17 protein-coding genes and 1 tRNA gene are annotated in these 21,358 nt (G+C 50.8%); 8 read left to right on the top strand and 10 right to left on the bottom strand.

What is annotated here, in order from left to right:
- Positions 1 to 442: 442 nt before the first annotated feature.
- Entirely contained in the window at positions 443 to 847 is a 405-nt protein-coding gene (locus OGX99_RS23285) for a hypothetical protein (RefSeq protein WP_286545223.1), read from the bottom strand.
- Complete coding sequence (locus OGX99_RS23280; RefSeq protein WP_286545221.1) at positions 844 to 1,560, bottom strand: winged helix-turn-helix domain-containing protein; 717 nt, start codon at positions 1,558 to 1,560, stop codon at positions 844 to 846. The genes OGX99_RS23285 and OGX99_RS23280 overlap by 4 nt, the downstream gene beginning before the upstream one ends.
- Before the next feature lie 315 nt (positions 1,561 to 1,875).
- Here OGX99_RS23280 and OGX99_RS23275 point away from each other — a divergent pair, with 315 nt between their 5' ends.
- Positions 1,876 to 2,451 carry a tyrosine-type recombinase/integrase gene (locus tag OGX99_RS23275; RefSeq protein WP_187260368.1) on the top strand — a complete coding sequence of 192 codons (576 nt, stop codon included), beginning with the start codon at positions 1,876 to 1,878 and terminating at the stop codon, positions 2,449 to 2,451.
- A 297-nt stretch (positions 2,452 to 2,748) separates the two neighbouring features.
- Complete coding sequence (locus OGX99_RS23270) at positions 2,749 to 3,504, top strand: EAL domain-containing protein (protein WP_187260367.1); 756 nt, start codon at positions 2,749 to 2,751, stop codon at positions 3,502 to 3,504.
- Positions 3,505 to 3,852: 348 nt separating this feature from the next.
- On the opposite strand, the gene OGX99_RS23265 is transcribed toward OGX99_RS23270, so the two are convergent.
- From OGX99_RS23265 to OGX99_RS23255, 3 genes are all read right to left on the bottom strand, one after another.
- Positions 3,853 to 3,940: transfer RNA gene (locus OGX99_RS23265), tRNA-Ser, on the bottom strand.
- Between the two features lie 149 nt (positions 3,941 to 4,089).
- Complete coding sequence (locus tag OGX99_RS23260; protein WP_151218812.1) at positions 4,090 to 4,767, bottom strand: isochorismatase family protein; 678 nt, start codon at positions 4,765 to 4,767, stop codon at positions 4,090 to 4,092.
- Between the two features lie 16 nt (positions 4,768 to 4,783).
- The gene (locus OGX99_RS23255; RefSeq protein WP_286545218.1) at positions 4,784 to 5,644 is read right to left on the bottom strand and encodes a pirin family protein; all 861 of its coding nucleotides are present in this window, start codon (positions 5,642 to 5,644) and stop codon (positions 4,784 to 4,786) included.
- A 108-nt stretch (positions 5,645 to 5,752) separates the two neighbouring features.
- On the opposite strand from OGX99_RS23255, the gene OGX99_RS23250 reads away from it, so the two are divergent.
- On the top strand, positions 5,753 to 6,664 hold the full coding sequence (locus OGX99_RS23250; RefSeq protein WP_286545216.1) for a LysR family transcriptional regulator: 912 nt from the start codon (positions 5,753 to 5,755) through the stop codon (positions 6,662 to 6,664).
- Positions 6,665 to 6,743: 79 nt separating this feature from the next.
- On the opposite strand, the gene infA is transcribed toward OGX99_RS23250, so the two are convergent.
- The 5 genes from infA to trxB form a co-directional block, all read right to left on the bottom strand.
- A complete protein-coding gene (infA, locus tag OGX99_RS23245) occupies positions 6,744 to 6,962 on the bottom strand; it encodes a translation initiation factor IF-1 (protein ID WP_002211347.1) in 219 nt (72 codons plus the stop codon).
- Between the two features lie 285 nt (positions 6,963 to 7,247).
- Positions 7,248 to 7,952, bottom strand: a complete 705-nt coding sequence (gene aat / locus OGX99_RS23235; RefSeq protein ID WP_151218815.1) for a leucyl/phenylalanyl-tRNA--protein transferase — start codon at positions 7,950 to 7,952, stop codon at positions 7,248 to 7,250.
- Positions 7,953 to 7,996: 44 nt separating this feature from the next.
- Positions 7,997 to 9,718, bottom strand: a complete 1,722-nt coding sequence (cydC, locus tag OGX99_RS23230) for a heme ABC transporter ATP-binding protein/permease CydC (protein WP_286545214.1) — start codon at positions 9,716 to 9,718, stop codon at positions 7,997 to 7,999.
- Complete coding sequence (gene cydD, locus OGX99_RS23225) at positions 9,719 to 11,485, bottom strand: heme ABC transporter permease/ATP-binding protein CydD (RefSeq protein WP_286545211.1); 1,767 nt, start codon at positions 11,483 to 11,485, stop codon at positions 9,719 to 9,721. It abuts the gene before it with no gap.
- A 114-nt stretch (positions 11,486 to 11,599) separates the two neighbouring features.
- Positions 11,600 to 12,568, bottom strand: a complete 969-nt coding sequence (trxB, locus tag OGX99_RS23220) for a thioredoxin-disulfide reductase (RefSeq protein WP_151218818.1) — start codon at positions 12,566 to 12,568, stop codon at positions 11,600 to 11,602.
- A gap of 548 nt (positions 12,569 to 13,116) precedes the next feature.
- Here trxB and lrp point away from each other — a divergent pair.
- From lrp to serS, 5 genes are all read left to right on the top strand, one after another.
- Positions 13,117 to 13,611, top strand: a complete 495-nt coding sequence (lrp, locus tag OGX99_RS23215) for a leucine-responsive transcriptional regulator Lrp (RefSeq protein ID WP_002439523.1) — start codon at positions 13,117 to 13,119, stop codon at positions 13,609 to 13,611.
- A gap of 134 nt (positions 13,612 to 13,745) precedes the next feature.
- On the top strand, positions 13,746 to 17,765 hold the full coding sequence (ftsK, locus tag OGX99_RS23210; RefSeq protein ID WP_286545209.1) for a DNA translocase FtsK: 4,020 nt from the start codon (positions 13,746 to 13,748) through the stop codon (positions 17,763 to 17,765).
- A 111-nt stretch (positions 17,766 to 17,876) separates the two neighbouring features.
- Positions 17,877 to 18,488 (top strand): outer membrane lipoprotein periplasmic chaperone LolA, encoded by a 612-nt coding sequence (gene lolA / locus OGX99_RS23205; RefSeq protein ID WP_003831898.1) that lies wholly within the window; start codon positions 17,877 to 17,879, stop codon positions 18,486 to 18,488.
- 10 nt (positions 18,489 to 18,498) lie between these two features.
- Complete coding sequence (rarA, locus tag OGX99_RS23200; protein WP_286545207.1) at positions 18,499 to 19,842, top strand: replication-associated recombination protein RarA; 1,344 nt, start codon at positions 18,499 to 18,501, stop codon at positions 19,840 to 19,842.
- A 92-nt stretch (positions 19,843 to 19,934) separates the two neighbouring features.
- A complete protein-coding gene (gene serS, locus OGX99_RS23195) occupies positions 19,935 to 21,227 on the top strand; it encodes a serine--tRNA ligase (protein WP_003836908.1) in 1,293 nt (430 codons plus the stop codon).
- Positions 21,228 to 21,358: the final 131 nt, after the last annotated feature.

Raw genomic sequence — 21,358 nt, 5'->3', positions numbered from 1 at the left:
TCCAGAATTTGAAATTGTAATGATTCAAAATGACGCCTGAATCGAAATTTTTAAAGCTGCACGCCATTGTTTTAAATATATTATTAATTTTGTGCTGAATATTTTACTCCAGAATTATTACTTTAACGTTGTTACAGTTTGTAAGAGACGTTAGCCATACTCGAGTGTCATTTAATGTAATTCATATGTTTTGGATACCAATATCTAAGTTTTCAGCTCGTTCAGAAAAGCCTGGCCTGAGTATCTCATCTCCCGCCAGTTATGGTGAGTGGGCATATTCAAATATGCAGAACAGAGCAGGTGCTAAGCTATAAGCAGATTATACAGTACTGCTTTGGGAGAGAGTTTATTATATCTGTTGAAAATCAAAACCCCTGTCCTTATTCAGACACACAGATCATAACCGGTGATGTTGGGGAGTTAAATAACCAAGTATTCTTATTTATTTTTTTATAATGATATAATCACTGCTTTTGGAGGCGGCATTCAGATTTATATCGTCATTATGAAACTCATTCATGTCATCCCGTAAAAGTATCTTCATGTTTTGTGACTTAACTTTGAACATACCTTTTTGGATATCTATAACGTCGTAAGTAAATTCAATCTCCCTGTTTATAATATAATACTTTTTTTCAGTTACTATCTTTCCCGTGATATTAGCCACCCCCGTATAATCACTGAAAAAATGTACGGAAATGGTACCTGCAGCATGATTCCCTGATGCTGTGTTTTTTTCAAATGTTGACTGGCACTGTAGATCCGTACCAGACTGATGACGAATAAACCACCAGGTTAGACCTGCCAGCATAAAAAGAATGACAAGACTGATTATGATTTTTTTCATCCGGCCACGTCCACTCTGTTATGACAATGAGTAAAATAGTCAGGTTTTTCTTTTTCACACGAAACAATAAGTTTGTCCTCTTTTTTCCCAGCATGGTTAAAAATGAATACATCCTGATTCTTATTGCAGCTTTTTGCAACGAACTCAATAGGTGGAGCCTTTATTGAAGGATTTCCGGATAACATATATACATTACATTCAGGCGGATATCCGGAAATTTTAATCAGTGGTGCAGACGCTGTAATGGTATCGCTGAAGTAAATGAGGTAAGTTGCTAAGCCAAGAGATATAACAAATAAAATGTATATCGGATAATATAAGTGACTGTTAAAAAAATCATTAAATAAATTTTTTATTCTGCTGTTTTTTTTTCCGGCAAAACTGACATATGTCTTGACGTCGATAACAGGGTTAAACATAAAACCGATTTTTGGGATAGTAATGATCGCATCATCGGGTAATCCTGCCTGTACAAGAGTTTTTCTTAAGATGCTGATGTACTGGTTTAAATTACTGTGAGAAGAACGCAGTCCATGTTCATCCCAGACGGTCCTGAAAAGATAGTCTCGCTCCACGGGGCTTCCGCGTTCAGTGATGAGAACCAAAAGTAATCTGCGAGCTGGTGCCGCCATCAAAACGGAAACATTAAGTGACGGGTTTTCCAGATACCCGTCTTCTTCATTAAAAGTCACTTCTTTATTAATAATGAACATATTTCCAGAGAACCTGACGATGTAAAGGAATACCAGGAACATAGCTTGCCGCCAGAAGCGGTAGTCGCCATTAACATGCAATTCCGTTCTGGATTGGTTGTAAAGGTTCCGTTTTGCTTTCTGAAAAATGAGTATGTGCTATAGGTGAAAATTTGTATACCCCTTGCTGATAAAAATTTATACCAGAATAAAAATATAAATTACGGCAATAAAAAAGATAAAAATGTTGTATATTTCATTATTGCGGAATTATGTGTTAATTGTGGAATTGTTTAATTACCATATTGACTCCGAAAATAACTTCTGGATTTTTCAATGAAAACAAGGCGCTATATCACACAGGAAGAATGGAATGCAGTAATGAGTGTTATTCCTGAATACAATGATTATGTCAGGGACAGATGTATACTGATTATGATGTATATCCATGGGCTCAGGGTGAGTGAACTTGCAAACATACAGCTTTCAAGTCTCTCTCTGGAAAGTAGCGAGATCTATATCCGGAGAATAAAGAATGGGTTCTCAACAACACATCCTGTTCAGAAAGAAGAGAAAATATGGTTATTACGATGGCTAGATATACGAAAAACGAAACTGAATGGTAAGGATTTGCCCTGGCTTTTTATTTCGTCCAGAAGAAGCAGAATATCTCGTCAGCAGGTATACTCGCTGGTCAGATACTATGGCGAGCTGGCTGGTTTACCTATTAAATTGCATCCTCATGTACTCAGGCACTCATGTGGTTATGCCCTGGCTAATCAAGGCCTGGATACCCGACTGATTCAGGACTATTTAGGGCACCGGAATATTCGTCATACCGTGCATTATACCGCTGCTAACTGTAAGCGCTTTTCACGTGTCTGGTCACTGGGGAGCGAAGATATTTTTTAATGACCGTGGCATCAGTATATTGATAATTTTCATTAAAATATCAATGTGATTAGTTATGGTTTTTATCTTTGAGCAGGTAGATCCCTTTTTCATTGTTGTGTGGAGCTGTGAGTGTCTGATGTGTATGTCTATACTAAAAGTATTGTCTTTTTCGCGTCAGAGAATACAGAGTCTTTTTCTGTATAAACTAGTTTTAAATTAGCTGGCTTTATTTTAGTGTCAAATGTTAATTGATTCAGGGGAGGTAGCTTAATTGCTATAGAACGAATTGAATCAAAAATAAAACAGGAAAACGTGATGTGTGAATTATTGTATCCTAGTAATGAACTATTATCGGGAATTCGTTTACCAGAAAGTGCCATGATTGCGGGAGAAGAACATTTAGCATTACGTTTCCTGGAAGGAATGAAAGCGGAGCCCCTGATCAGTTTCCATTCTGGTCAAATTACGGGATACGAATTTCTTAGTCAGCTTTCTGCTGGTATCTGTAGTGAGACTTTTTTTCGCCAACAGTCTGCAGGTTCACTGGCAGAGTTATTTTTACTTCAGCTACGCCTGAGTTCAGGTTTGACTACCAAAAAACGTTTTTTGAATCTCCCTGTCAGGGTGCTTGTCAGGAGATCTTTGTGTGAGATTATTTGTCGCAATAATCTGAATGGTATTGTCGTGGAGATCCAGGATCCTGAACATTTGACAGACCTCTGCTCTGAGGAACAGGATTATTTGCGTCAAAACCTGAATCACTTACTGTTTGCAGGTGCTGAAGTTTATGCTGACGATGTCAGCCCGGCATGGATGAAAACACTGTCCGGGAGGAAATTACCCCTGTCGGGTATGAAAGTCTCACGACAACAGTTTCTGTCTCAAATAGATAACTATACGTTCTCTCACCCGAGGCTTCATCCATCGAGTGATTCAGCCACTTGTCTGGTGGCAGAAGGCATCGAAACACCAGAGCAGTGCATGCTGGCTATTATGCTTGGTTTTACTCATGGTCAGGGATGGCTCTGGCCGGCAAATGTATGGCGCTTTGTGCTGGAGCGGTCATCTTAGCTATATTCTCTTTCTCAGGGCGATCACAGATCCCTCATTGTGTCCGTCCGGAAAGAGTCAAATTTGCTGCAGAAGTGGATGAAAGCCGGACTTTTTTCACCGTTGAAATAAGTTCTCAATAAACTGGGAAAAGAACACATCAGAAAAAGAATATACGCAGGCAAAACCAATTTTACGTCTTAAGTGATTAATTTTGAAATGAATGTGGCGGTGAGGGGCGCCGCGTTCGCAGTCTGTCCAACTGGCTGCGCCAGTAGTCGAACCCCGGTCCGGGCTTCTCATCCCCGCCATGCTGTGCATTATGCGAAAAAAAAAGCCCGTACTTGCGTACGAGCTCTTCTTTAAATATGGCGGTGAGGCGGGGATTCGAACCCCGGATACGTTGCCGTATACACACTTTCCAGGCGTGCTCCTTCAGCCACTCGGACACCTCACCATATTGTATTGCTGCCTGACCGCTTGGGGGGCAACGGGGCGCTACTATAGGGAGTTGCGCTAAAACGGTCAAGCAGAATTTACGTGTTCACTCTCGTTTGGTTACGCAATGTACATATTCCTCCGCCCGGGTAGGCGCGGAGGATAAGATTAGCGCTTAGAGTCCAGTTTTTCGCCGTTAGTCACAACTTCCTGGGCTTTGCTGTAACTCTCGATCAGCAACTGATAAGCCGGGAAGATCTTGGTATACACTTCCGCCCATTCAGCGGCGTCTTCACGGTTCCATGTCCCCTGAATTTCAGACGCGACGGCGGCGGTATCCATCGGGACGACGCCAGTCTGAACAACACGAGCCAGGGTGATTTCCTGCGCCATTTTGCTGTAAGTACCGGAAGCGTCGATCACTGCGAAAACTTTGTAGCCTTCCGCAACCGCGCTGATGGCCGGGAAAGCCATGCACACGCTGGTGATCGTACCGGCGATGATCAGCGTCTTACGACCCGTTGCTTTGACGGCTTTCACGAAGTCTTCGTTATCCCAGGCGTTGATTTCACCTTTACGCGCTACGTATTGGGCATGTGGCGCATTGGCGTGGATCTCTGGGATCAACGGACCGTTAGGCCCCTGTGGTACAGATGCCGTGGTAATCACCGGCATCTTCGCCAGCGTTGCCATTTTAGCCAGCGCGGCGGCACGCGCACGCAGTTCTGGCATGGGCATATCGCCGACGGTCTGGAACAGCCCGCTTTGATGATCAATAAGCAGCATGACGGAATCATTCACATCGATGACCGGACGTGAGCCATTAAAGTTTGCAGGACTGGACATATTCTTCTCCTTCGATTCAGATTTGGCCAAAGCGGCCTGAGTTAAAATCGCGTACGGCTTCGGCGATTTCTTGCTTCGTGTTCATTACAAATGGACCGTAACCCACAATCGGCTCGTTCAACGGTTCGCCAGACAGCAGCAACACGCAGGCATCGCTGGTGGCTTCAATGTGTAGCGTGTTCCCCTGCTGGCTGAACACCACCAGTTGCGCTTCGCCGGCAGGCGTGGTGCCGTTCACAGTGATATTCCCTTTCAGTACCACCAGAGCGGTACTCCATCCTTCCGGTTGGGAAAACGTAAGTTGATGATTACGTTGCAGGCGCATATCCCATACATTCAGTGGTGAAAAGGTATGTGCCGGGCCTTTTGTCTCTTGATAGTTACCTGCAATCACGCGCACGCTGCCTGCGTCATCTGGCAGGGCGACTGTGGGAATAACATCGCTACTGATGCCCTGATAGCCGGGCACGGCCATTTTGTCTTTTGCCGGAAGATTGACCCACAGCTGCACCATTTCCAGTTCGCCACCCTGGCGGGTAAATTCAGGTGAGTGGAACTCTTCGTGCAATATCCCTGCACCCGCGGTCATCCACTGCACGTCGCCGGGGCCGATAATGCCGCCGCGACCGGTTGAATCACGGTGTTCAACTTCGCCGCTGTAAACGATGGTCACCGTCTCAAAACCACGGTGAGGGTGCTCGCCTACGCCGCGTTTTTCATTACCTGGCGCGAATGTATGTGGACCGGCGTAATCCAGCAGCAGGAACGGACTTAACTGTTCTGCATGAGACTGGTAAGAGAACATCGAGCGAACCGGAAATCCATCGCCCACCCAGTGCGGGCGAGGTGCGGTGTAGACGCCTGTGACTTGTTTCATATGTGTCTCCTCGGTGGCGTTGTCTTGATGTTAATAAGCTTATATTCATGACAGCGAGCTGAGTAGTCGCTAAAATAGTCCTCACTGTCTCATAAATAGGACAATAAGATGACAAAGCCGGATCTCAATGATTTTGCATGGTTTGTACATGTTGTAGAGGAAGGGGGATTCGCGGCGGCGGGTCGGGCGCTTGATGAACCGAAATCAAAACTGAGCCGACGGATAGCGCAACTGGAAGAGCGGTTGGGGGTACGACTGATTCAGCGAACCACCCGGCAGTTTAACGTGACTGAAGTTGGGCAAACCTTTTACGAACACTGTAAGGCGATGCTGGTGGAAGCGCAGGCGGCACAGGATGCCATTGCCGCGCTGCAGGTTGAACCTCGTGGGATTGTGAAGCTGACGTGCCCGGTTACGTTGCTGCATGTGCATATCGGACCAATGCTTGCCCGCTTTATGGCGCGTTATCCTGACGTATCAGTGCAACTGGAGGCCACGAACCGCCGTGTTGATGTGGTTGGAGAAGGTCTGGACGTGGCGATTCGCGTCAGGCCTCGACCATTTGAAGATAGCGATCTGGTGATGCGAGTTCTGGCGGACAGGGGGCATCGTTTGTATGCCAGTCCGCAGCTAATCGAGAAAATGGGAGCGCTACATTCTCCGGCTGAATTGACTCGCTGGCCGGGTCTGAGCCTGGCCTCCGGTAAACATGTGCATCGTTGGGAGTTATTTGGCCCGCAGGAAGCACGTGCGGAGGTACACTTCACGCCACGAATGATCACCACCGATATGCTTGCGCTACGTGAAGCTGCTGTTGCCGGTGTAGGGGTTGTGCAACTTCCTCAGTTGATGGTAAAAGATCAATTAGCTGCAGGCGAGCTGGTGGCATTACTCGACTGCTGGGAACCGAAGCGAGAAATTATTCACGCAGTCTTTCCATCACGCAGGGGATTATTGCCGTCAGTGCGCGCATTAGTCGATTTCTTAACGGAAGAATATGCGCGGATGATTGAGGATTAAATACCTGGCCTCAGCCCACAAAAAAGGCCGGTTAAACCGACCTTTTATTATCTGGACGCCGTTCAGGCGTTAAAAACAATCAGCGACTACGGAAGACAATGCGGCCTTTGCTCAGGTCGTACGGGGTCAGCTCAACAGTCACTTTGTCGCCCGTCAGGATGCGGATATAGTTTTTACGCATTTTACCGGAGATGTGTGCAGTAACCACGTGACCGTTTTCTAACTCTACGCGGAACATGGTATTAGGTAACGTATCGAGAACGGTACCCTGCATTTCAATATTGTCTTCTTTGGCCATCTAATCCTCTGGGGTATCACTACCGTAATTTGAACCGGCAAGATAATGCCGAAGTTCTTTTAATAAGTAAAGATTTGTGCGTTTAAAACACAGCAAATCGGGTTTGGCGCATTACTCTAACCACACACGGCAAAGCCGCACTTAAAGCGCAACGTGTAAGGGAACGAGGAGATAAACGATAGGCGTTGCCTGACGCGAACTGTTCCTTAACGGCGGCGGGGTAATGGGCTAAACCAACTCTGCGCGACAATTATAACACCCCGACAAAAAATGTGCCGAAAACATTCACTTCTGAGGCGAAAATAACGTCCTGGGAACCCAGAAATGGCTCGGTAGCCGCTGCTGGCGCAGTCTGCTCAGGTGTTCAAGGTACTCCCGACGCGGCGTTTCGACGGCGCCCAGCGAGGCGGTGTGGCTATTTAATACCTGGCAGTCGATTAATTTTCCGCCCTGATTTACAAATTCAGCGCAAAAAACGAGCAGTGCGGTTTTGGACGCATTTTCCTGACGGCTGAACATCGATTCGCCACAAAACAACGTACCTTGTGCCACGCCATACATACCGCCCACTAATTCATTTTGTCGCCACACTTCAATTGAGTGCGCATGCCCCAGTTCGTGCAGGCGGTGGTATGCGTCCACCACATCATGCGTAATCCAGGTACCTTCTTCCCGGTCATTCGCACAGCCTTCAATCACCTGCCCAAACGCGTAATTGAGCGTCACGCGATAAGGCGAATTTTTATGAAAGCGCTTCATGCTGCGGCTGAGGTGAAATTTGTCGGGCCAAAGAACAGCGCGCGGATCGGGCGACCACCAAAGGATAGGGTCGCCAGGCGAAAACCACGGGAAAATACCGCGCTGGTAGGCCATCAGCAGACGGGCAGGGCAAAGGTCACCGCCAAGCGCCAACAAGCCATTAGGCTCGCGTAAAGCGCCTTCCGGTGACGGGAAGGCTATAGAATGTCGGGACAGTTGCACCAGGCGCATGACAGCGAAACTCCACTACGCGAGTTTGATCGTTCAATAATAGCTTACAGACGTTGCTTAAACTGGTAATAACGCCCCTGCCTGGCTAACAGATCTGCGTGATTACCTTGCTCAATAATTTGTCCGTTGTCCATTACTATTATTTGATCAAAACGCGACAGCCCGCGCAGTCGGTGTGTAACCATCAGGACGGTTTTATCGCGCATCACATCGCTAATTAATTCAAGCATTTGGCTCTCTGTGGTGGCATCAAGCCCTTCGGTGGGTTCATCCAGCAGCATCAGCGGAGCATCGTGCAATAAGGCGCGGGCGATAGCCAGACGACGGAGCTCGCCGCCTGAAAGTTGACGACCGCCTTCGCCCAGCCAGGCGTTAAGGCCATCACCTTCAAGCAGTTTTTCCAGCCCGACGCGGCGCAATACTGCGGACAATGCGTCGTCGCTGGCGTGTGGTGCTGCCAGCAGCAGATTGTCGCGAAGCGTCGCGCTGAACAGGTGTACGCGCTGTGGCACGACGCTGATGCTCTGGCGCAGCGTGGTTTCACTGAGGGCTGCAATCGGCTGTTCATTAATCAGGATTTCGCCGCACTGCGGATCCCATGCGCGGGTCAGCAATTGTAGCAGCGTTGATTTACCACAGCCGGTACGACCGAGAATCGCAATGTGTTCACCGGGCGAGGCCTGCAGGGAAAGGGTATCGAGCGCTTTTTGCGCCTGTCCCGGGTAGCTGAATGATACGTCGCGTAGCGTAAGAGTCACCTGCCCGGAAATCGTCGAGCCGGTATCCGGGAAGGCGACTTCCGGCTGCTGTTCAGTCAGTTCGGTGATGCGCAGCGCAGAGGCAATAACTTGGCCGAGATGCTGAAACGCGCCGGTTACTGGTGCTAACGCTTCGAACGCAGCAAGCGCACAGAAGACAAAGAGTGCGATCAGCGCGCCGGGCTGGGTATTGCCGCCCACGCCACCGGAGGCCATCCATAGCATCATAATCACCGCCAGCGCACCGACTAACAGCATCACCGCTTGTGATAATGCCGTTAATTCAGACTGACGTCGCTGGGCTTCGTGCCACTGCAACTCAGTCGCTTCCATTTGCGCGCGATAACGTTCACTGGCACCAAAAATGGTCAATTCAGCCTGACCCTGTAGCCAGGATGTTAACTGCTGACGATATTGCCCACGCAGATGCGTCAGACTTTGTCCGGTGCTTTTGCCTGCCTGATAAAAGAGCGGTGGCAGGATAAATAAGGTCAGCAGCATAATGCCACCGAGGGTGACAGCCAGCGTGAAATCGAGAACGCTTAACCCCAGCGTAACCACCATGATGACGACAAAAGCGCCCACCAGTGGGGAGATCACGCGTAAGTACAGATGATCGAGCGTGTCGACGTCAGCCACCACGCGGTTGAGCAATTCACCCTGTCCATAACGGGACAGGCCAGCAGGGGAGAGCGGCAGTAGTTTGCTGAAGGTATAAATACGCAAATGTTGCAACACGCGGAATGTCGCATCGTGGCTGACCAGACGCTCGAAATAACGACCCGCGGTACGGGTGATCGCCGCACCGCGTACGCCTGCGGCAGGGAGCATATAGTTAAAGCTGTAAATCCCGGTGACGCCAACCACTGCCGAAGCGGACAGGAACCAACCTGAAAGCGTCAGCAAGCCAATGCTTGCCAGCAGCGTGACGATGGCCAGAACGATCCCTAACGTTAACATCCATTTGTGACGTTTATACAGCGTCAGATAAGGTAGCAAAGCGCGCATTCAGATGTCCTCCTGACGATGAGCCAGTAATGTCGCAAACGCCCCGTTGGCTGCGCCCAGTTCGGTCCAGGTACCTTGTTCAACGATCTGCCCATCCTGCATCACCCAGATAACGTTCCAGTCGGCAAGATCTTCCAACTGATGCGTCACCATCAGCGTGGTCTGGCGGCGCGATGCCGCGTTCAACGCTTGCATTACGCGTTGTTCGCTGTGTGCATCAAGGCTGGCAGCGGGTTCGTCCAGCAGCAGTAAATGACACGGATTGAGTAAGGCGCGAGCCACGGCAACGCGCTGTGCTTGTCCAACGGAAAGTCGAGCCGCCTGATCGCCCACTGGCGTATCCACACCCTGCGGCAGCAGCGGTAAAAACTCGCTGACCCAGGCGCTGTCGAGTGCAGCTTGCAGCTGTTCTTCGCTGGCATCTGGGCGAGCCAGTAGCACGTTTTCACGTAACGTGGAGGCAGGAAGCTGAGGGTTTTGCCCGACCCATGACAGTTGTTTGCGCCAGGAGTCAGGCGACAGGTCGCGCAGTTCAAAGCCGTTAATTCGCAGCGAACCTTGATAAGAGAGGAAACCGGACAGGACATTGAGCAGAGAACTTTTGCCGGAGCCGCTGCGTCCAACCAGCACCGCGCGTTGACCAGCCGCCAACGCAAAATTGAGCGGACCGGCCAGCACTTTGCCTTCCGGCGAGGTGATGACCAGATCTCGTGCTTCAATTGACACGGCGTCTTTTGTCGCCAGCTCAATATCGCCACGTTCAGGATGAGCCAACGGGGTTTCCATAAAGGTTTTCAGGCTGTCCGCAGCCCCCACCGCTTGCGCTTTAGCGTGATAAAACGTGCCCAGATCGCGCAAGGGCTGGAAAAACTCCGGAGCCAGAATGAGCGCGAGGAAGCCTGCCGCCAGCGTGACGCCCGTCCCGTAGTGGCCGAAATCAAGTTCTCCAAGGTAGGAAAAACCAAAGTAAACCGCGACAAGCGCAATAGAAAGCGAGGTAAAGAATTCAAGGACACCGGATGACAGGAACGCCAGGCGCAGCACTTCCATGGTGCGTTGGCGGAAATCTTGCGACGCAGCACGGATGCTTTCCGTTTCGGCTTCACCGCGACCAAATATTCTTAGCGTCTCCATGCCCCGCAAGCGATCGAGGAAATGACCGCTGAGGCGGGCAAGAGCCTGAAAATTGCGGCGGTTAGCATCGGCTGCGCCCATACCGACCATTGCCATGAACAATGGGATCAACGGGGCAGTTCCAAGCAGAATAAGAGCGGCCACCCAGTTTGAGGGGAATACCGCCGCCACAATTAATAAGGGGACGCACACGGCCAGCGCCATTTGCGGCAGATAACGCGCATAGTAATCATGCATATCGTCAATCTGCTCCAGGATCAACGTGGCCCAACTCCCGGCCGGTTTGCCTTTTATCCAGGCCGGACCTGCCTGTTGTAGACGGTCAAGCACCTGGCGGCGAATTTCAAAGCGAATATGCTGCCCTGCGTGAAACCCGACCCGTTCGCGTAACCAGACGACCCATGCCCGCAGGATGAAAATCAATACCAGTACGATGAAAGGAAGCAGAAGCGCTTCTCGGGGAATATTGGCCATGATCATATGGTCCAGAATTCGGGCCATGAGCCAGGCCTGAGCGACGATTAACAGTCCGCTCACGAACCCCAACAGGCGCGAAATGTTCAGCCATCGTTGGGAAATTACACTTTGCTGTTTTAACCAGCGGGTCAGCTCTTTTTGACGGGTTTTATTCATTGCACGCTTAGCAGGTGAGTTATTGGAATTTTTGGGCAGGGCAATGTTACAACGAGGCAAAAATAAAGGCGACTTATAGTCGCCTTTTTTACTTTTGTTACTGATTTGTAAAACTTATTTGTTAGCGTCCGCAAGTCCGTCGAGATAACGTTCTGCATCAAGTGCGGCCATACAGCCCGTGCCCGCAGAGGTAATCGCCTGGCGATAAATATGGTCCATCACATCACCAGCTGCGAAAACACCCGGAATGCTGGTTTGGGTGGCATTGCCATGAATACCGGACTGAACTTTGATGTAGCCGTTTTCTAGTTCAAGCTGACCGTCGAAAATAGCGGTATTCGGGCTGTGGCCGATAGCGACAAACAGCCCGGCAACGTCCAGTGATTCCACGTTGTCAGTGTTTTGCGTATCGCGCAGGCGCAGTCCGGTTACGCCCATTTGATCGCCGGTCACTTCTTCCAGCGTACGGTGGGTGTGCAGCACAATGTTGCCGTTCTCAACTTTATCCATCAAACGTTTGATGAGAATTTTCTCCGCGCGGAAGCTGTCGCGACGGTGAATCAAATGCACTTCAGATGCGATATTCGCCAGATACAGCGCTTCTTCAACAGCAGTGTTGCCGCCGCCGATCACCGCAACTTTTTGGTTACGATAGAAGAAACCGTCGCAGGTCGCGCAGGCGGAAACGCCACGGCCTTTAAATGCTTCTTCTGAAGGCAGACCCAGGTAACGTGCTGAAGCGCCGGTGGCGATGATCAGTGCGTCACAGGTGTATTCACCACTGTCGCCGGTCAGACGGAAAGGACGGTTTTGCAGATCAACTTTGCTGATGTGATCAAAAATGATTTCAGTGTCAAATTTGGTTGCATGTTCGTGCATACGCTCCATCAGCAGTGGGCCAGTAAGATCGTGCGGATCGCCAGGCCAGTTTTCCACTTCTGTTGTTGTGGTCAACTGACCACCTTTTTCCATACCGGTAATCAGGACCGGTTGCAGGTTAGCGCGTGCAGCGTAGACCGCAGCGGTATATCCCGCAGGGCCTGAGCCCAGAATAAGAAGTTTACTGTGTTTGGTTGCGCCCATGAGATCCCCATAGTTGTTGGCAGGCAATGAGCAGGATTGTAGGGAATTTACAGACGTAAAAAAAGAGTATGGCGATTTTGTTAACAATATGTGTAATAGCAGAAACCGATGAGCGGGGGTAATTATCCGTAATACTATAACGATTTCTACTTAAAATCGGTCAGTTATAAGGTGATAAAATGACGATTTTCCATCACTGCGAATGAATAACTGGCATGTTGTACTAAAAATCGATGTTTTGCTTTGACAATCACCTGCTGTTTTGCGAAAACATTCAAGGAAGAAAAAAACTGTGTCATGTATGTGCTGCATAATCATGCATGTAGATACCATGTTTACCGTGTTAGCGAAATCTACGCATGGTGTGGACAGATGCCATTCGTGATGTCGATAGCCGCCGACAGGCAACGGTCTTCTCACCATAAACCCAGGCATTGCGAACCGAAAATCCCTCTGGGTTGCGGTTAATTTTGATGGGTAGCGACTCTGAACAGTGATGTTAGTAGAGTCAGGCAGGAGTAGGGAAGGAATACAGAGAGACAATAATAATGGTAGATAGTAAGAAGCGCCCTGGCAAAGATCTCGACCGTATTGATCGTAACATTCTTAATGAGCTGCAAAAGGATGGGCGTATTTCTAACGTCGAGCTTTCTAAACGTGTGGGACTTTCACCAACGCCCTGCCTTGAGCGTGTGCGTCGGTTGGAAAGACAGGGTTTTATTCAGGGCTATACAGCGCTGTTAAACCCGCATTATCTGGATGCATCACTTCTGGTTTTTGTTGAGATTACTCTGAATCGTGGCGCCCCGGATGTGTTTGAACAATTTAACTCTGCAGTACAAAAACTTGAAGAAATTCAAGAGTGTCATTTGGTTTCCGGTGATTTCGACTATTTGCTGAAAACACGCGTACCGGATATGTCGGCATACCGTAAGCTGTTGGGGGAAACCCTGCTGCGTCTGCCTGGCGTGAATGACACACGTACTTATGTAGTAATGGAAGAAGTCAAACAGAGCAATCGTCTGGTAATTAAGACGCGCTAACACGGAACAGGTGCAAAATCGACGTAGTTTGATTACACTCCTGTTAATCCATACAGCAACAGTGCCGGGGTAACCCGGTGCTGTTGTCCGTTTTAGCATCGGGCAGGAAAAGCCTAAAACCTGGAGAGCCGTTTTTGAGCCAGGAATACACTGAAGACAAAGACGTCACATTGACGAAGTTAAGCAGCGGGCGCCGACTTCTGGAAGCGCTACTGATCCTTATTGCCCTTTTTGCCGTCTGGTTGATGGCAGCCTTACTCAGCTTTAATCCTTCGGATCCCAGTTGGTCGCAAACGGCGTGGCATGAACCAATTCATAATCTGGGCGGAATACCCGGCGCATGGCTGGCAGACACGCTGTTCTTTATTTTTGGCATCATGGCCTACACCATTCCCGTCATCATTGTTGGCGGCTGTTGGTTTGCATGGCGACACCAGGCCAGCGACGAATACGTCGATTATTTTGCCGTTTCGCTGCGCATTATTGGCGTTTTGGCGCTGATTCTCACATCCTGCGGACTTGCCGCAATCAATGCCGATGACATCTGGTATTTCGCCTCTGGCGGCGTGATTGGCAGCTTGCTCAGTACTACCCTGCAACCATTACTGCACAGCAGCGGCGGTACGTTGACGTTATTGTGCATTTGGGCTGCTGGATTAACGCTATTTACCGGTTGGTCGTGGGTTAGCATTGCGGAAAAACTGGGCGGTTGGTTACTCAATATCCTGACGTTTGCCAGCAACCGTACCCGCCGTGACGATACCTGGGTCGATGACGAAGAATATGAAGATGAAGACGAATCTATCGACGCCGCTGATGGCAAACCTCATGAATCGCGCCGGGCTCGTATTCTTCGTGGTGCGTTAGCGCGCCGTAAGCGTCTGGCAGAGAAGTTTACCAACCCACTGGGCCGTCATACTGATGCCGCGCTGTTCTCCGGCAAACGCATGGATGATGAAGACGAAATTGAATACAGCGCCCGCGGTGTTGTGGCCGATCCTAACGATGTGCTGTTTTCCGGCAATCGCGCGACGTTGCCTGAATATGACGAACTGGACCCGCTGCTGAATGGTCATTCGGTAACAGAGCCTGTGGCCGCCGCAGCTGCAGCAACAACGGCTGCGCAGGCCTGGAGCGCGCCGGTTGATCCGCTGCTGCAAACGTCGCCAGTGACCAACCCCGTTATGGAACAAGCGGCCCCAGCTGTAGCCTGGCAATCCGCGCCAGGCGCGCAAACCGGGGATGCGGTGATTGCGCCAGCACCTGAAGGTTATCCGCAGCCAACCCAGTACGCGCAGCCACCGGTACAGCAACAGTATGAACCTTGGCAGCAGCCGGTAGTGGAGCAGAGTCCTCAGCCACAATATTATGCGCCACAGACCGCGGAACCCACATATGCGCAGCCCCTCGCGCCGCAAGCGCAGGCATTTACCGCGGAGCAAAACTGGCAGCCGGAACCTGTTTACCAACCGGAACCACTGCAGCAACCTGTCAATCAACAGGAGTCAACTTTACAACAGAACGCCGCATTTCAGCAGCCTGCTTATCAGCCGGAGCCAGTTCAGCAACCTGTTTATCATCAGGAATCAACTTTTCAACAGAGCGCTCCGTTCCAGCAGCCTGTGGTTGAACAACCGACAGTGGTGGAACCTGAGCCAGTGGTTGAAGAGGTTAAACCGACTCGTCCGCCGCTTTACTATTTTGAAGAAGTTGAAGAGAAACGTGCGCGTGAACGTGAGCAACTGGCTGCCTGGTATCAACCGATACCAGAGCCGGTTCAGGAGACTGAACGTGTTAAGCCGTCTATGCCATCTATGCCGACGGCTACATCCATTCCGCCCGTTGAGTCTGTTGCTGCCGTTGCGCCGCTGGCCGCAGGCGTAAAAAGTGCCGCTTTGGGGGCGGGGGCCGCTGCCGCAGCGCCTGTCTTTAGCCTTGCGGGTGGCGGTGCGCCGCGTCCACAGGTGAAAGAGGGTATTGGTCCGCAGTTACCGCGTCCGAATCGTGTGCGCGTGCCTACTCGTCGGGAATTGGCGTCGTATGGCATCAAACTGCCGTCACAGCGTATGGCTGAAGAGAAAGCCCGCGAAGAGCAGCTTGATACAGATGCGTACAGTGACGATGAAATTGATGTCATGCAGCAAGATGAGCTGGCACGTCAGTTTGCCCAGTCGCAGCAGCACCGCTATGGCGAAGAATATCAGGATGATACCCATCAAACTGATGACGAAGATTCAGCTGCAGAAGCGGAACTGGCTCGCCAGTTTGCCTCTTCCCAGCAGCAACGTTATTCTGGTGAGCAGCCAGCCGGAGCGAATCCGTTTTCTCTCGATGACTTTGAATTTTCGCCAATGAAAACGCTGGTGGATGAGGGGCCGCATGAGCCCCTGTTTACGCCTGGCGTGATGCCGGAGCCTGTGCCACAGTACCAGGAACCTGTTGCACCGCAGCAGCATTATCAGCATCCAGCGCAGCCTGTTGCACCGCAGCAGCATTATCAGCAGCCAGCGCAGCCTGTTGCACCGCAGCAGCATTATCAGCAGCCAGCGCAGCCTGTCGCACCGCAGCAGCATTATCAGCAGCCAGCGCAACCTGTTACACCGCCACCGCAGGATAGCCTGATCCATCCGCTCCTGATGCGCAATGGCGATAGCCGTCCGGCGCATCGTCCAAACACGCCGCTGCCATCGTTAGATCTGCTCACACCGCCGCCGAGCGAAGTTGAGCCAATTGATACATTCGCGCTGGAGCAAATGGCACGTCTGGTGGAAGCGCGTCTGGCGGATTTCCGCATTAAAGCCGATGTGGTGAACTATTCCCCAGGCCCGGTGATAACCCGCTTTGAGCTTAATCTTGCTCCTGGGGTTAAAGCGGCACGTATTTCCAACCTGTCGCGCGATCTGGCGCGTTCGTTGTCTACCGCAGCGGTACGTGTTGTCGAGGTTATTCCGGGCAAACCGTATGTCGGACTGGAGTTACCGAACAAAAAACGTCAAACCGTTTATCTGCGCGAAGTGTTGGATAACACCAAATTCCGTGATAACTCATCTCCGCTGACCGTGGTGTTGGGTAAAGATATTGCGGGCGAACCGGTGGTGGCCGATCTGGCGAAAATGCCGCACCTGCTGGTGGCAGGGACAACCGGTTCCGGTAAGTCTGTTGGGGTGAACGCCATGATCCTCAGCATGCTGTACAAGGCGCAGCCGGAAGACGTTCGCTTTATCATGATTGACCCGAAAATGCTGGAACTGTCAGTTTATGAAGGCATTCCGCATCTGCTGACTGAAGTTGTGACCGACATGAAAGATGCTGCTAACGCCTTGCGCTGGAGCGTCAATGAAATGGAACGTCGCTACAAGCTGATGTCGGCGCTTGGGGTGCGTAACCTTGCTGGTTATAACGAGAAAATCGCCGAAGCAGCCCGCATGGGTCGTCCGATTCCGGACCCATACTGGAAGCCGGGCGACAGCATGGATGTTCAGCATCCGGTGCTGGAAAAACTGCCGTATATCGTTGTGTTGGTAGATGAATTCGCCGACCTGATGATGACCGTAGGTAAAAAGGTGGAAGAACTGATTGCTCGCCTGGCGCAAAAAGCGCGTGCGGCAGGGATACACCTGGTACTGGCGACCCAGCGACCGTCGGTCGACGTTATCACCGGTCTGATTAAAGCGAATATTCCAACGCGTATCGCCTTTACCGTCTCCAGTAAAATTGACTCGCGTACCATTCTTGACCAGGGCGGAGCGGAATCGCTGTTAGGTATGGGGGACATGCTTTATTCCGCACCAAACTCGACGATCCCTGTGCGTGTTCACGGCGCCTTTGTTCGTGATGAAGAAGTTCACGCGGTGGTTCAGGACTGGAAGGCGCGCGGTCGTCCGCAATACGTTGACGGCATTACCTCTGACAGCGAAAGCGAAGGCGGCGGTGGCGGCTTTGATGGTGGCGAAGAGTTGGATCCGCTGTTCGATCAGGCGGTAAACTTTGTGACCCAGAAACGCAAAGCCTCAATCTCCGGCGTCCAGCGTCAGTTCCGCATCGGTTACAACCGAGCTGCGCGCATCATCGAACAAATGGAAGCGCAGGGAATTGTCAGCGAACAAGGACATAATGGTAATCGTGAAGTGCTGGCTCCGCCGCCCTTCGAATGATTGCAAAGTTAAGTAATTCAGTATTTTCTACTTTCCTCATGCTGATTTTTGGCCTGAAATGGATAGCAGAGGGATCTCCCCGTTGGGAGTGACGTATTTTGAGGAATAACGATGAAAAGAATCGCAATCACCTGTGCATTACTGTCTAGCTTTGTGGTGAGCAGCGTCTGGGCTGACGCTGCCAGCGACCTGAAAAGCCGCCTGGATAAAGTCAGTAGCTTCCATGCCAGCTTTACTCAGAAGGTCACGGACGGTAGCGGCGCAGCAGTGCAAGAAGGTCAGGGTGATTTATGGGTTAAACGTCCTAATCTGTTTAACTGGCATATGACGCAGCCTGACGAGAGTATCCTGGTTTCCGATGGGAAAACGCTGTGGTTCTTTAACCCGTTTGTTGAACAGGCGACCGCGACCTGGCTGAAAGACGCCACTGGCAATACGCCGTTCATGCTGATTGCACGTAACCAGGCCAGCGACTGGCAGCAGTACAACATTAAGCAAAACGGTGATGATTTCGTACTGACGCCTAAAACCAGTAGCGGTAACCTGAAGCAGTTTACGATCAATGTTGGGCGTGACGGGACGATCCACCAGTTTAGCGCCGTTGAACAAGACGATCAGCGCAGCAGTTATCAGCTGAAATCTCAGCAGAATGGTGCGATCGAACCTTCCAAATTCACCTTTACCCCGCCGCAAGGTGTAACGGTTGACGATCAACGTAAGTAGAGGCGTGTGAGTGAGCAATCTGTCGCTCGACTTTTCTGATAATACTTTTCAGCCACTGGCCGCGCGCATGCGGCCAGAAAATTTAGCGCAGTATATCGGACAGCAGCATCTGCTGGCTGCGGGTAAGCCTTTGCCACGCGCTATCGAGGCAGGGCATCTGCACTCCATGATTTTATGGGGACCACCGGGAACGGGCAAAACCACCCTTGCCGAAGTTATTGCCCGTTACGCCAACGCTGATGTTGAACGCATTTCGGCGGTTACGTCTGGTGTGAAAGAAATTCGTGAAGCGATTGAGCGTGCGCGTCAGAACCGTAACGCTGGTCGGCGTACGATCCTGTTTGTGGACGAAGTTCACCGTTTTAATAAAAGCCAACAGGATGCATTTTTACCGCATATTGAAGACGGAACCATCACGTTTATTGGCGCGACAACAGAAAACCCCTCGTTTGAGCTGAACTCAGCGCTGCTATCACGTGCACGCGTTTACTTACTGAAATCGTTAACCACCGACGATATTGAACTGGTACTGGACCAGGCGATGTCAGACAAAGCGCGGGGCTACGGCGGACAGGATATCGTACTCCCGCCTGAGACGCGTCGGGCGATTGCCGAACTGGTTAATGGTGACGCGCGCCGGGCGCTGAATACGCTGGAAATGATGGCCGATATGGCCGAAGTTGATGATTCCGGCAAGCGCATATTGAAAGCAGAATTGCTCACTGAAATTGCCGGTGAACGCACCGCGCGTTTCGATAATAAAGGCGATCGTTTTTACGATCTCATCTCCGCATTACACAAGTCGGTACGCGGGAGTGCACCGGATGCGGCGCTTTATTGGTATGCACGTATTATCACCGCTGGTGGCGATCCGTTGTACGTTGCCCGCCGCTGTCTGGCGATTGCCTCTGAAGATGTTGGTAATGCCGATCCTCGCGCTATGCAAGTGGCGATTTCTGCATGGGATTGCTTTACTCGCGTGGGGCCAGCTGAAGGCGAACGCGCGATTGCTCAGGCGATTGTTTATCTGGCCTGTGCGCCGAAGAGTAATGCAGTTTACACCGCCTTTAAAGCCGCACTTGCTGATGCCCGTGAACGTCCGGATTACGACGTGCCGGTCCACCTGCGTAATGCGCCGACTAAGCTGATGAAAGAGATGGGCTACGGTCAGGAATATCGTTACGCCCATGATGAGCCAAATGCATATGCCGCCGGAGAAGAGTACTTCCCGCAGGAAATGGCACAAACGCGCTATTATCATCCCACAAACAGAGGTCTTGAAGGCAAGATTGGCGAAAAGCTCGCCTGGCTCGCCGGACAGGATCAAAATAGCCCTATAAAACGCTACCGTTAGTGTTATCGTTGCGGTAATGTTGTCTCTGTATCCCTGTGACCGCAGGCTGTGGTCACTTTCTCCTATTTTAATTCGATAAGCACAGGATAAGCATGCTCGATCCCAATCTGCTGCGTAATGAGCCAGACGCAGTCGCAGAAAAACTGGCAAGCCGGGGCTTTAAGCTGGATGTAGATAAGCTGCGCGCTCTTGAAGAGCGTCGTAAAGTTCTGCAGGTACAAACTGAAAACCTGCAGGCAGAGCGTAACTCTCGATCGAAATCCATCGGCCAGGCAAAAGCGCGCGGGGAAGATATCGAGTCTTTACGTCTGGAAGTGAACAAACTGGGCGAAGAGCTGGATGCCGCGAAAGCTGAACTTGATACCTTACAGGCTGAGATCCGCGATATTGCGCTGACTATTCCTAACCTGCCAGCAGACGAAGTTCCGGTGGGTAAAGATGAAAATGATAACGTCGAAGTCAGCCGCTGGGGTACACCGCGCGAGTTCGATTTCGAGGTGCGCGATCACGTTACCCTGGGTGAAATGCACACGGGTCTTGATTTCGCTGCGGCGGTTAAGCTGACCGGCTCTCGTTTCGTTGTTATGAAAGGCCAGATTGCGCGTATGCACCGTGCGCTGTCCCAGTTCATGCTTGATCTGCACACTGAGCAGCATGGTTACAGCGAAAACTATGTCCCGTATCTGGTTAACCATGACACCCTGTACGGCACAGGCCAACTGCCGAAATTTGCTGGCGACTTGTTCCACACGCGTCCGTTGGATGAAGAAGCTGACAGCAGCAACTATGCGCTGATCCCAACGGCAGAAGTGCCGCTGACAAACCTGGTACGTGACGAAATCATCGACGAAGATGCGCTGCCGATCAAAATGACTGCGCATACGCCGTGCTTCCGTTCTGAAGCAGGTTCTTACGGCCGTGACACTCGTGGTCTGATCCGTATGCACCAGTTCGATAAAGTTGAGATGGTGCAGATTGTTCGTCCAGAAGATTCGATGGATGCGCTGGAAGAGATGACCGGTCATGCTGAGAAGGTCCTGCAACTGCTGGGTCTGCCGTATCGCAAGATCATCCTGTGCACTGGCGACATGGGCTTCGGCGCATGCAAAACCTACGATCTGGAAGTATGGATCCCGGCACAGAATACCTATCGCGAAATCTCTTCTTGCTCCAACGTGTGGGATTTCCAGGCTCGTCGCATGCAGGCGCGTTGTCGCAGCAAATCCGACAAAAAGACCCGTTTAGTGCATACGCTGAATGGTTCTGGTCTGGCGGTAGGACGTACGCTGGTTGCGGTAATGGAAAACTATCAGCAGGCTGATGGCCGCATTCAGGTTCCGGAAGTATTGCGTCCGTACATGAATGGCCTGGAATTCATCGGTTAAGCTACTTTTCTCTGCTAAAAAAGCGCCTCAGGGCGCTTTTTTTACACCTGTTTGACGCTGGACAATAACACCTACTCATTCAGGAGTAATACTGCCTTCGAACGAAGGTTGGTATTTATCACTGCCTTTCT

Source organism: Citrobacter sp. Cu096, assembly GCF_030332285.1.
GTDB classification, from domain to species: Bacteria; Pseudomonadota; Gammaproteobacteria; order Enterobacterales; family Enterobacteriaceae; genus Citrobacter; species Citrobacter meridianamericanus.
Note: the sequence above shows the minus strand (reverse complement) of the source record. Positions and strands in the feature narration are given on the sequence as shown.